The following is a 12,669-nucleotide window of genomic DNA, read 5'->3' on the forward strand; positions in this document are numbered from 1 at the left end:
CGAGATGAACAAAAACGTTTAGAACAAAGTAGATAACACCTTGAGTTAGTAACTCACTTTGTCCAGGATAACTATATTACAATAACTGCTTGCTACATCAGGGTTTTAATTTCATCGAGCTTTTCTTGAAGGACTTGGCGTAGTTTAATAAGTCGTGTCTGTTCCAATATTTTTAAATTTATTGATTGGATATCCTTAATAGTTTTGTCCATCTGTTTGTTCTGCTTGGCTTTAGAATTAGAAGTACTATACTGCTCTAAGGTTTGTTTAACTAGTGTTTTAGTTTGGCTCAATGATAATTTTTCTTCAATGACTCGATTAGTTACCTGAGTACGAATCATCAAAGCTTCAGATTCATCAATTTTCATCTGTTCAGAGGATAATTTATTAAGTTCTCTAACTTTGCTGGTTTCTAGCCCTTCAGAGCGAATGACATTTTTGAGGTCTTCCGTCACTTTAAGAAGAGGAAAGATATTGTTATTAATCGATACTGGATTCAGTTGTAGTCCTAACAATACTGAGACAATCTCATGTTCCTCATGTTCCTTGAAATCAGATGTTTCTAGCCATTCTTGTTGTGTTATTAGATCAGAATCTTTAATCAGTGCGAGATATTGAAGCTTCTTGCTGCGGACTAGTCGGTTAATGAAAGCATTCAAAAACTTTGGAATCTCGTCTTCTCGTCCGCTCAGATCGGGATATTTATAAATAATTAATCGAATAAGAGCAGTTGCTAAGTCAAGGTCATGAAGTTTTTGGGAGTGAATACTACTTACTAATTGACCCTCAAAAACTACGACTTCATCTGAAGTATCTTCTTTAGGTAGAAAGACAGCTTTCAGTTTTGTCATTCCAGCAGATGGAGCTGACCTCCATCTGAGTTCTCCATCAAATATTTTGTAGCGTCCATCAAGTTGTGGAATAAGCACTATTGGATTTTGCTGACCTTGCCGACGCAGACTTTCTGCTCGTTCTTGGATTATTAATTGAGGAAATGTTTGTCTTGGTTGAGCCGGATCGGGATCTATAAGACTTACAGCAATTTCATGTATCCCTCCTTGAGTAGCCAGTTGATTAGTGAGTTGCTCAATTTGTTGCTCTAATGTAGTTTTTTCTTCTGAACTAAATACATTTGCTCGCAGCTGTATAATTTCTACTTCGAGTTTCTCTATCTGACTTTTAAGTTGGTGAATTTGCTGAGACTGACCTGCTTGGCCAAACAGTTGACTAATTTCTACAGGTTTTTTACTTGACATCACAGTTCCTCTGTCATCAATTTGATTAAGCTAGTCACAATAGGTTTAAAGTCTTCACTAGCATCATAACCAGGTCGATATAAATTTAAGGGTAATCCAGAACCACTAGCTTTTAGGTAGTAATTAGATTCTCGAATGTAGGGAAAGCATCGGATTCCCATCTGTTTAATTAGAAAGGGAAGAGTTCTCTCAGGCTCAATATCAGTTCTGAGGTTGCCTTTTTTGTCTAAACCTAAAATATCTCGATGTGCCCCAACGCCATATAAATCTACTCGTGTAGGTACAAACCCTAATATTTCAGGTTGAGGCTTCAATCTCAAATCGTCTACTTTACTATAAAACCAATCTAAAAAACCTGCGAAAGCTCCTGTATCTTTATATTCTGGTTTGATAGGAACAAGCACATGTGTAGAAGCTGCTAGTGCAATCAAACCCATAGGCTCTAAGGAAGCAGGAGTATCAAAGATAATCAAATCGCTATTTAAGGGAAAATCTTCTAATCTATCTTTCAGTGTGTAATGACGGCGATTATAGTTATATATTTCTGCAATGCTTTCTTCGAGAAATTTTCCTCCCTGAATAGCCGTCACCGTGGAAAGATGTTCTGTCCAAAGTGGAACAAGTGGGTAGTCACCTGTAAATGTTTTTTTGAAGACAGCAGCTAGAGATTGTTCCATTGATGCTGGTGCAAGCCTTGCAAAAATACATAGTGAACCGTTTTGGTCCAGTTCTATTAGGGTAACTTTATAACCTTTGGCACCTACAGCATATGCTAAATGGGTTGCTACCGTGGTTTTACCTGACCCACCTGCATTACTAGCAATTGTTAGTCGTATCTGCTTTTTAACTTTTTTCTTTTTCATTACAATGTCTTTTAAAACTCACATCTTTCTTGTTTTAGTTATTATCAACAACTGAGTTAATTGAAAAAGCCGGGATTTCAGAAAAAAGTTGTTTTACATAACAAGGCTCCTCAAATCTTTGATAGTGGCAACTTAAGACATAATATACAGTTCGATTATGAAACTAACATTAGTTTCATAATCGAACTGTATATGGCTAAGGTTAATTTATTCTGCTCTAAGGTTCGTTAATTATTACTGTTTTAGCACCTACCAGTAGCCCACCAATAACCTCTTTGAGGTGTAACTGTGGGAGAATATCAGAAAAAAAGGGACATAGCTTTGGACTAGCCAATTACAAAGATTAAACTTTTCCACTCCCATTTATAGATCAGTTACCCCTTATTGAGTCAAATCCAGCAGTTATAGGTTATTCCAGCAATATTTTTTAGCTACTCCAACCTTCCTTCTTTACGCACTGCACCCCTGCGAATGTTTGGGATGATCAGGTTTAATTGAGATATTAACTCTCAACATCGCTTATCTTCAGTCGAAACCCGTCGTTATCCCCAAAATCACGATCCTGCTAGACCACGCTTATCACCCTAAAGATATTACAGAGGCATTAAAGTATAAATCAAACAGCCAAGCATCTAAATTAATTTTTGCTGCGTTGATAGAAAAGATTTCAAAAAAATTTATGGGGGCTATATGGGGGCTATATGTACCCCAAAGCAGTTTAGAGGCTTGAGCAAAATTTGACCCCTATATGGGGGCTATATGGGGGCTATATGGGGTGCATTCGATTGAATGAGGTTTTACCCCACTTAGCCCCCAAGAGGTTATGATAAGTTCTTCAGGCTGGAGCCGAAGAGCAAGAGAAAATCTTTGCATTAACAATTATTATTATTTATCAAGATAACTTTTTTAATCAAACCGTATTGACTCGTCCCCTATGTCAAATATTCACACCTTGCAAAAAATTTTTCCTGCTGGCTTTGATAACGGTTATGGAAGCCTAAAACTTTTTGTCGATGGCTTTGAAGTTGTTCGTGTCCCCAGCTATATAACCAATGCCGAGATGGAAGACGTACCAGGGAGGGTCGTTTTTAACGGTACTGCTTACACTGTTGGAGAATCAGCTTTCCGTACAGGAAATTATTTTGACCGAAACACTGATAACAATGAAAACAAAGTCAACAACGCATTATTGACTTTATTCGGTGCATTGGCACATCTACCACACCGTAAGGCTTGGCATTTAAAATTAGTCGTTAGCTTACATGATGTCGCTCTGGCTGACGAATTGCAAAAAGTACTAAACGGGGAATATCAGCCAATACTTGCTGGCAAACAATCAGAGGTGAAGATCGAAGTCCTGAAAGTCGTACTAGAAGGGATGGGTGCATTGTTTGGGCATCAACTACCAAAAAAATTAACCATTTTAGATTTTGGCAATGGCACAACTCTGTATTCTCGTTACAACCAAGGCAAACGAGAAGTTCACACCGCCTACCCCACTGGCGTAGAAGTTCTCATCAATGATATTTCCCAAAAGATGAAACATTTAAATGGCGGAAAAATCGGGGATGCATCCAAAATCCGATTCTGTTTGGAAATGGGGCATACTCGGTACAGCCGGGACATTGATATCAAAGATGTTTACAGCGCTTGCTTAAAAGATTGGTATGAAAAATACTTGAAGAAAGTGGTGAATTTGACGCTTGATGCTAAACACCAAGGGGATGAAATCTGGGCGATTGGTGGAGGCTGCCTGTTACCCGGATTTAAGAAGCTTTTAGAGAAGAATGGGTTCAAAATACTGGACAACCCGGTGGAAGCTAATGTCTTTGGGCTTTTAGAGATGGCAAAAGCCATCAGCACCAAGAATTCGCCTACTACATCTATTAAGTGATCACAATGACAGAAAAATTTGACTTAGCTCCGATAAAAATTCGTCTTAAAGAAAACTATCGAGAACGCATATTTGCAGAGTCCCAACAACTAGGTAAAAGTTACCTGGAGACGCTTTACTTTATTATTGATTGCTATTTTGTTTTCATCAAGGCTGGATTAGCCACAAAACAAGTAGCTTTCACGCCGATTACTACTGACGAGAACAGATTTCAGCCGCCGACTGAAGAGGTATCTATTATTGAAAAGCAAGAGAATTTTGATGACCAAACCTTCACTCTTGATTTTGAGTTGTAAGGGAAGTATGGGACTGCTGCCTCTATAGTGCATAAGTCAAGCGATCGCACAAGAACACATCGCTTTCTTTTGCATAAAGAAAATAATTCTAGCACCTCTGTTTGCTAAAGTAATTCTAAGGCGCGTGAATTTCTAAACCATCCAGAGGCATTATAACTATGAGAATACTTCATGGCACCTGGATACCAAACGAGGAAACTGACTTTATTCAGTCAGGGTCTTTTTACTTGTGGGTAGAAACTCAATTATCCCACAAAAGTCACACCAATAGTCAACAAATTCATCCTGGACATTTGGTTAAATCCGAATTAATCGCCTTTTTAGTACAAGAATTGGGAATTAAAGAAGACAATACTGAATTTTCCCAACGCATATCTCCTAAATACTTTGCTTTACCAACCACCAATAATCAGCCCCTACCCTCACCAGAATTAACCAAGTATTTAGAAATTGAGTTGACTGACAGCTATGAAGAATTCCAATATTGGCAGATTGATTGTTATGAAACAGTAGTGTCTACCAAAAACGGACCCGCACTTAATATTATTAAACTACTTAAAGATATCCATTTTTTAGCAATATATAATGCCCAGAAGTTTCAAATTGGTTCAGATTTATTATTTTGGTATCATTACACTCAAAATTTTAAACAAGTAATCCTCAAAGACCAATTTATTCCCGCACTAAAATATCGACAGTTATCATCGGAAAATCCGAAGAAAAAAGGCAAAAGCAAGACTGATAAAGCAGCATTTGAAATTTATGCCACCTGGGAAATTATTTCCGAACAATATGAAGCAAATATTCTGAAATATATTGACTATATGCCACTAATATGTGTGGCAGGTAAAGCAACAGTTAGCTATCCTATAGAGTTTTTTGACCGAGAAACACTATTGCGTCACTTTTCCGAATATGTACTTGATGATTTAGTGACTCACACCCCATCTACAGCCGCTTTTGACAAACAAATTGCTGATTCTCTAATTGAATCTTGCTTTTATCCTCGTCAGCATAACCCACTCACAACAAATACTGCCCTCGAGGAATATCAGCAATGGTTGGTGTGGAAAACCAAAATTACCCGCACTCAAGCTGATTCACCTTTTCATCTGTGCTTCCAGTTACATTCTCCTTCATCGTCACAAATAGACAATTGGCAAATTCAATTTCTAGTAGCCAGTAAACAAGATCCATCTTTGAAGTTAGCGTTAGCAGACTACTGGACAATGAATCAATTTTCCAAAACTGCTGTACATAAAGATTTTGGTAAAGATTTTGAAACAAATTTGCTGCTGAATTTGGGTTATGCAGCCAGGATGTATCCCAAACTATGGCTTGGGTTGGAAACAGTTAGTCCAATCGCAATGCAACTTACCTTAGATGAAGCATTTGATTTCCTTACTGAAAGTGCTTGGGTACTGGAAGACTCAGGATTCAAAGTGATTGTACCTGCTTGGTATACTCCCACAGGTCGTCGTCGCGCCAAAATTCGCCTCAAAGCATCGGGTAGCAAACTTGCTGCAACGAAAGGGCAAACAAAAAGCTATTTCGGCTTAGACTCACTGGTGGAGTATCAGTATGAGTTAGCGATTGGGGAGCAAACTGTCACACCTATTGAATGGGAACAACTGATTAATGCTAAAACTCCCTTGGTGCATTTTCGCGGTCAATGGATGGAATTAGACCGAGATAAAATGCAGCAGTTACTCGAATTTTGGCAGTCCCACGGTAACGAACAACCCCAGATGACCTTACTGGAGTTTCTACAACGCAGTGCTGAATTAGGGTCAGAATGGGAAATTGAACATGATGAAGCTTTGTCAGAGATGATAGCAAAGCTACAAGATAAAAGTCGCCTAGAACCAATTTCTGAACTTGATAATCTGCAAGGCACACTCCGAGAATATCAAAAACGTGGTGTTTCCTGGCTACAATATCTGGAAAATTTGGGATTAAATGGCTGTTTGGCAGACGATATGGGTTTAGGTAAATCCGTGCAGGTGATTGCCCGATTAGTGCAAGAGAAGGAGTTACATGAAGCTCTGAAAGTAGGAGAAAAGATTACTTCTTTATCTGCCTTACCGACACTATTAATTGCCCCGACTTCTGTTGTCGGCAACTGGCAAAAAGAAATTGCCAAATTTGCGCCTCATTTAAAAACTATGGTGCATCATGGTAGCACTAGGCTGCAAAATCTAGCTGATTTCAAAGCTGCTTGTGAACAAAACGATGTGATAATTAGCTCCTTTACTCTAGTCCGCAAAGATGAAAAGTTATTGAGCGGCATCGAGTGGCAACGTTTAGTACTGGATGAGGCACAAAATATTAAAAATCCGAAAGCTGCCCAAACTAAAGCTATTTTAAAATTAAGAGCTAAACATCGGCTGGCATTAACAGGAACTCCTGTAGAAAACCGCTTACTGGATTTGTGGTCAATTTTTAACTTCCTCAATCCTGGTTACTTGGGTAAAGAAGCCCAGTTTCGGAAAATCTTCGAGATTCCGATTCAAAAAGACAATGACCGTGTGAAATCTGCCACCTTGAAAAAACTGGTAGAGCCTCTAATTCTGCGAAGGTTAAAAACTGACCAATCTATTATTAATGACTTGCCAGATAAAGTGGAACAAAAACTCTACACTAACCTGACCAAAGAGCAAGCTTCGCTTTATGAAGTGGTGGTACTAGATGTAGAAAAACAATTGCAATCAGCAGAGGGAATTCAACGCAAAGGATTGATTCTTTCAACCCTGATGAAATTGAAGCAGATTTGTAATCATCCAGCCCAATTTCTGCAAGATGGGAGCGATTTTTCACCACTGCGTTCGCACAAACTCAGTCGGTTAGCAGAGATGGTTGAGGAGGCAGTTGATGAAGGAGAAAGTTTACTCATTTTTAGTCAATTTACGGAAGTGGGTGAAAAAATTGAAAAATATCTCAAACATAGTCTGCATTGCAATACTTACTATTTGCATGGTGGCACTAGTCGCCCACGTCGAGAACAAATGATTACCGAATTTCAAGACCCAAATACAGAACCATCGGTTTTTATCCTTTCCTTGAAAGCAGGGGGCGTAGGTATCACCCTCACGAAAGCCAACCATGTTTTTCACTTTGACCGTTGGTGGAACCCAGCAGTTGAAGACCAAGCAACTGACCGTGCTTTCCGTATTGGTCAAAAAAAGAATGTCTTTGTGCATAAATTTGTTGCCATTGGAACTCTAGAAGAGAGAATTGACCAAATGATTGAAGATAAGAAAAAACTCTCTGATGCTGTTGTTGGTAGCGATGAATCTTGGCTCACCGAATTAGATAATGAAGCCTTTAAGCGGTTGATTTCATTGAACAAGAGTGCAATTTTGGAGTAGATATTATGGCTAAATTTAGTCGAACTTGGTGGGGCGATCGCTTTATTCAAGCACTAGAAGCTTTTACAGATGATAACCGACTCAAAAGAGGACGGTCTTATGCTAGCGGTGGTAAAGTCAAAAGCTTTGAGATTGACTTAAATAAAATTACTGCCAAAGTCAGAGGCTCAGTTAATCCCTATTTTGGAGTCTACAAAGAACCAACTTATAATATAGAGATTCAGATTACACCTATTGCTAAAACCCATTGGAATGAAGCTATCCAAAAGCTTTCTTCTAAAGCCAGTATCATTTCTCGATTGCTGCTAAATGAAGTCCCAGAAAATATTGAAGATACTTTCTCTCATTTGGGACTACATTTATTGCCCCATAGTAGTAAGGATTTCAAAACTAAATGCTCTTGTCCAGATTATGCGAATCCCTGTAAGCACATTGCTGGAGTTTACTATTTAGTGGCTTCTCAATTAGATAATAATCCCTGGTTGTTATTTGAATTACGGGGATTATCGAAAGCAGAACTTCAAGCCAAACTAGCTAATTCTCCTTTGGGAAAAGCTCTATCTGAGGAATTGAATACTAAGGAAATTCCTTTAGAACTTTCTAATTCGCTGTACACTAAGCTAGAAAAGCAATCTCTTAACCAAATGCCAAATGCCAGAGAATTTTGGTTAGGTACAAAGCGATTACCACAAACTATTGAAGTGGCGACTCCAAGTAGTATCTGTGCAATTTTGATTAAGAAACAAGGGGATTTTCCTGATTTCTGGCACAATGATGCTTCCTTTATTGAAACAATGGAAGAACTGTATCAGCGAGTCAAAACCAAAAATCATCAGTTCTGATTTCAGCGCTGATAACGACATCGTAAAGTAATTTCTTTTTAGATATTAATTGCCGTTATATTTTTTTACCTTGAAAAAGCATACGCACATATTTTATGCCTTGAAAAACTCCACTTCTGAAGACGTATTTAATAATGGATTTATTTGACCAGCATCTTGCAAAAATAACTGAAGAATCAGCACCCCTAGCAGCTCGGATGCGTCCACGGACACTTGATGAATTTATTGGTCAAGAGCATATTATCGGGCAAGGAAGGCTACTGCGGCGTGCTATTAGTTTGGATCAACTGTCTTCCTTAATCTTTTCTGGGCCACCAGGGACTGGCAAAACTACTTTAGCCCGTGTTATTGCCAACAGCACCTGCGCTCACTTCATTGCTATCAATGCCGTACTTTCGGGAGTTAAAGAAATTCGAACGGCAATTGAAATAGCCCAACAACAGCGCAAGTTTCATAATCAACGAACTATTCTTTTTGTCGATGAAGTCCATCGTTTTAACAAGTCTCAGCAAGATGCTCTATTGCCTTGGGTAGAGAATGGTACAATCATTCTCATTGGTGCTACCACCGAAAATCCTTTTTTTGAAGTCAATAAAGCACTCGTAAGCCGTTCGCGGATTTTTCAACTTCAGCAATTAACTGATAAAGATTTATACAAAATTGTTGAGCAAACACTCTTCGATTCGGAACGCGGTTATGGCAACTTAATAGTACAAATTGACACAGATGCCTTAGCTCATCTAGTTAATGTTGCCAATGGTGATGCTCGTTCGTTATTGAATGCTTTGCAACTGGCTGTAGAGACTACACCCCCTGATGCTACAGGTGTTATTCATATTCCCCTAGCAGTAGCAGAAGAATCAATTCAACAACGTGCTGTTTTATACGATAAAGAAGGGGATGTCCATTTTGATACCATCAGTGCTTTTATTAAGAGCTTACGAGGTTCTGACCCAGATGCAGCACTCTATTGGCTGGCCAAAATGGTTTATGCCGGTGAAGACCCGCGCTTCATCTTCCGTCGGATGTTAATTCTTGCCAGTGAAGATGTCGGATTGGCTGATCCACAAGCAATTGTCGTTACAAATGCCTGTGCCGAAGCTTTTGACCGCGTGGGAATGCCAGAAGGACGTTATCATTTAGCACAGGCAGTACTTTATTTAGCGACTGCACCAAAATCCAATAGCATTATGGGCTTTTTTGATGCTTTCGCCGCAGTAGAAAATGAAAATGTTGCAGAAGTCCCTACTCACCTTAAAGATGCCAATCGGGATAAAAAAGGTTTTGGGCATGGGGCTGGTTATCTCTATCCTCACGCTTACCGAGATCATTGGGTAGATCAGCAATATTTACCCAAGAGCTTGCAAGGTCAATTGTTTTATCAACCATCAACCCAAGGTTATGAACATCAAATCGCAACACAAGTGGCACGTCGTCGAGAAGCTCAACTTGCCGCAATAGTAGAAGGTATTGGTGTTGCACCAATGGAAGTCATGACTTATGGAACTGTTGACCGAGCAGATGAGCGTTGGTTGCAACGCACACTTTCTCAGGTAAGTACACAATTAGCATCTGTGCGCGAACGCATTTTCACTTTCGCCCAATTACAACGTCATCACTTAGTATTGGATCTAAATGCCGCCACTGGTTTACTTACTTGGGAAGCAATTCGACAAGTTCCTGAAGGTGGGGTTTATGCCTGTGTTCGCAATAGCTCTGATACCAATGCTTTAAATGAACTTACTGCGGCACTTCCTGAAACAATGCGACCAATAGTTTTTACTGCATCTGTTGCACAGATACCTGCTATGCTGGCATCTCTTGCACCAAATGTACAGTTTGACTCTATTATCGGGCGCAATGTACTAGCCTCGGAATCGGATAAGGGACTTGCTGCTCAAATTTTAACTCAATTGCTCCCCCACTCAGCCAAGCTTATTTTAGCTGAGACAGTACCTCGTCATACCCAAAGGTTTTACCGCTTACTGCCCAGCCAAAATCTCGATACTCAATTGTATGAGCGATTAGTTTTAGCGGAAGAAGCTATTTATACAGATGCCTCTGACCCCATGCTTAACTGGGATGCTGACGATTTGCATCACGCTTTTGCCTCAAATGGACACTGCGTACAAGTAGTTCTTGAGCAGTATTTGACACCTATGCACATCTCTGATAATTTTATCAAGCGTTTATTTACTGCTAATCCTAATCGACCAAGTTATGCCGAGCGTCTAGCTGCAAATTTGACAAGTGAGGAAATAAATATTATTAAAATTTTATTTGTTCGTTACTTACTTAACCAATCCGTTAATTGGTCAAGCACTGTGGCATTTTTAAATATTAGCGGATGAACATAATAGGCTCTCAAATCACAGTCATTTATAATTATGAGTTTAAGGATGCAATTACTCGGAAGTACGTCTTGATAAAAACGGATCACTGAAGCTAAGGTAATATTTTTCCTTGCCTTCGCTTTATTTGTAGATGAGTATGAACTGTTCAAAAGGATTTTAGAGAATTATGCCAATTAAAAAACACATTAATCTGAATGTTGGAAGTTTCCTTAATCCCACAGATAAAAAGATAGTTGTCAATTTAGCTAGTGAAGATATTTTAACTTTAATCACGCAAGAGTTAAAAAGCCGTTACTCGCCAGAAACTCAAAAACAAGCCCTTGAGGGAAGTTCTGAGCTATTACCTGATTTCGTATTACAAGAATTATTAAAACGCCAAGAGCAGGTAATAAACGTTAACCCAGATACCTTAGTACTCGTTAACTGCAACATTACAGAAACAGAGGTCGATGATTTGGAATTTAATTTGACTGTCGAAGCATATTTTGTAATTGGGGATGCAAATGGTCAAAATCATTTTCGGGCTAATCGGATCGGACTTTGGTCAAATATATGGGGTGATGAAGAAAAACTTTTTGATTTAGAAGATGAACTTGGCGAGCAATTCTGGACTAATTATCAAATCCAGTTGCTCTTTGATGAAAAAAATCAGCAAACAATTGAATTAGAAGTATCACAAACAGATGACTATGAAGCAAGATTACAATTTTACCCATCTTTTCAAAAGTTTTTACCATCCATAGTTCCCTTTACGGATAATGACTTTTAAAATCCGTGATTAAACCAAAATTTGCACAGCATTTATGGCGCTATCGTCCTGATAGTGGTGAAGACAGCTTTTCTATTTCTGTTTGAACATTCCCTGCTTTAACAATTTAATGGAGAATTGAGTTTATTCCTCCTCGCCTTGATCTTCGTACTCCTCTTCATCCTCATCGTATTCATAATCAGCATAGTCTTTCCCGTGTTTTTCGTACCACAGGCGTTCTTCCTCTTGAGCCGCCTCTCGCTGTATCCTTTTCCGTTCTGCCATCTCTGCTTCTAAACGTTCTTGCTCTAATTTCTGCTTCTCAAACCTTTCTCTTAAGAGCCTTTCTCGCTCTTGGGTTTCTTGCTCTACCCTCTCCCTCTCAAGTCTGATTAATCGCTGCTCAACTCGCGCACAGTAAAAATCTAAAGCCTTACCCGTCGCGGCTCCAGTAACTGTACCACCTGCTAGAAAAATGAGTCCGGTTTTCCAGCCTTCAATCGGGCCACCGCTCCACTGCAAACTTTTTTGATTGAACCACACCAGCACAGAGAAGACAAAAATTCCAACTACTGTATTGATGAGCGCAAAAACTCTTGGTGTCATTTCAGTCTGTCGCAGGATCAGCCACTGTCCCAGCCAAAGTATTGCACCAACAATCACCGCAGTGATCGCACTCATCGCAGCATTATCTGGATATTTGAACGGATCTAGTGCCATGTTAATAATCAATGGCACAAATATCAGCACACAGAGCAAAAAGCCAATGAATAAGCCAGCAACACTTATCAGGCTCCAGTAGCGACCGAGATAACCAAGGCGGAATTCCAATATCCACTCTTGTACGGGAAGCATTGTGACGTAAAACGCGATCCCTGCACTGACGTAATCGAGCATTGGCAGTTGTTTTACCTTTGTACTTAGCATATTTGGCATAGTAGGGTATCCGCCGAGAGGTCTATGTGCAAAATCGGACACGTCGTAAAGTTTGGTAAAGTTTATTATCAAAAACCTTAATTTACCGTTGTTTCAGCCTCGACCTCAACTT

Annotated in this window: 9 protein-coding genes; 6 read left to right on the forward strand and 3 right to left on the reverse strand. The window is 39.3% G+C overall.

Features of this window, described 5'->3' with window-relative positions; translation table 11 throughout:
- Positions 1–92: 92 nt before the first annotated feature.
- Together ACFFRD_RS03505 and ACFFRD_RS03510 are read right to left on the reverse strand one after the other, a co-directional pair.
- A complete protein-coding gene (locus ACFFRD_RS03505; protein WP_163938604.1) occupies positions 93–1,256 on the reverse strand; it encodes a ParB/RepB/Spo0J family partition protein in 1,164 nt (387 codons plus the stop codon).
- Positions 1,256–2,119, reverse strand: coding sequence for a ParA family protein (locus ACFFRD_RS03510; RefSeq protein ID WP_114083250.1), 864 nt, complete (start codon positions 2,117–2,119; stop codon positions 1,256–1,258). Before ACFFRD_RS03510 ends, ACFFRD_RS03505 begins: the two co-directional genes overlap by 1 nt.
- A gap of 934 nt (positions 2,120–3,053) precedes the next feature.
- On the opposite strand from ACFFRD_RS03510, the gene ACFFRD_RS03515 reads away from it, so the two are divergent.
- From ACFFRD_RS03515 to ACFFRD_RS03540, 6 genes are all read left to right on the forward strand, one after another.
- Positions 3,054–4,013 (forward strand): ParM/StbA family protein, encoded by a 960-nt coding sequence (locus ACFFRD_RS03515; protein ID WP_392476707.1) that lies wholly within the window; start codon positions 3,054–3,056, stop codon positions 4,011–4,013.
- Between the two features lie 5 nt (positions 4,014–4,018).
- Entirely contained in the window at positions 4,019–4,309 is a 291-nt protein-coding gene (locus ACFFRD_RS03520) for a hypothetical protein (RefSeq protein WP_392476144.1), read from the forward strand.
- A gap of 158 nt (positions 4,310–4,467) precedes the next feature.
- Entirely contained in the window at positions 4,468–7,677 is a 3,210-nt protein-coding gene (locus tag ACFFRD_RS03525; protein WP_392476145.1) for a DEAD/DEAH box helicase, read from the forward strand.
- Between the two features lie 5 nt (positions 7,678–7,682).
- A complete protein-coding gene (locus ACFFRD_RS03530; protein ID WP_194145078.1) occupies positions 7,683–8,519 on the forward strand; it encodes an SWIM zinc finger family protein in 837 nt (278 codons plus the stop codon).
- 134 nt (positions 8,520–8,653) lie between these two features.
- Positions 8,654–10,870, forward strand: coding sequence for an AAA family ATPase (locus tag ACFFRD_RS03535; protein WP_392476146.1), 2,217 nt, complete (start codon positions 8,654–8,656; stop codon positions 10,868–10,870).
- A gap of 169 nt (positions 10,871–11,039) precedes the next feature.
- On the forward strand, positions 11,040–11,642 hold the full coding sequence (locus ACFFRD_RS03540) for a hypothetical protein (RefSeq protein ID WP_392476148.1): 603 nt from the start codon (positions 11,040–11,042) through the stop codon (positions 11,640–11,642).
- A 123-nt stretch (positions 11,643–11,765) separates the two neighbouring features.
- Here the strand turns inward: ACFFRD_RS03540 and ACFFRD_RS03545 are convergent, their stop codons facing one another.
- Complete coding sequence (locus ACFFRD_RS03545) at positions 11,766–12,557, reverse strand: hypothetical protein (protein WP_392476149.1); 792 nt, start codon at positions 12,555–12,557, stop codon at positions 11,766–11,768.
- Positions 12,558–12,669 lie beyond the last annotated feature (112 nt).

Source organism: Nostoc sp. C110, assembly GCF_043099725.1.
Classification (GTDB): domain Bacteria; phylum Cyanobacteriota; class Cyanobacteriia; order Cyanobacteriales; family Nostocaceae; genus Nostoc; species Nostoc muscorum_A.

Coding starts and splice junctions, on each gene's coding strand:
- ACFFRD_RS03505 (WP_163938604.1), bottom strand. CDS start 1,256: ATGTCAAGTAAAAAACCTGTAGAAATTAGTCAACTGTTTGGCCAAGCA.
- ACFFRD_RS03510 (WP_114083250.1), bottom strand. CDS start 2,119: ATGAAAAAGAAAAAAGTTAAAAAGCAGATACGACTAACAATTGCTAGT.
- ACFFRD_RS03515 (WP_392476707.1), top strand. CDS start 3,054: ATGTCAAATATTCACACCTTGCAAAAAATTTTTCCTGCTGGCTTTGAT.
- ACFFRD_RS03520 (WP_392476144.1), top strand. CDS start 4,019: ATGACAGAAAAATTTGACTTAGCTCCGATAAAAATTCGTCTTAAAGAA.
- ACFFRD_RS03525 (WP_392476145.1), top strand. CDS start 4,468: ATGAGAATACTTCATGGCACCTGGATACCAAACGAGGAAACTGACTTT.
- ACFFRD_RS03530 (WP_194145078.1), top strand. CDS start 7,683: ATGGCTAAATTTAGTCGAACTTGGTGGGGCGATCGCTTTATTCAAGCA.
- ACFFRD_RS03535 (WP_392476146.1), top strand. CDS start 8,654: ATGGATTTATTTGACCAGCATCTTGCAAAAATAACTGAAGAATCAGCA.
- ACFFRD_RS03540 (WP_392476148.1), top strand. CDS start 11,040: ATGCCAATTAAAAAACACATTAATCTGAATGTTGGAAGTTTCCTTAAT.
- ACFFRD_RS03545 (WP_392476149.1), bottom strand. CDS start 12,557: ATGCCAAATATGCTAAGTACAAAGGTAAAACAACTGCCAATGCTCGAT.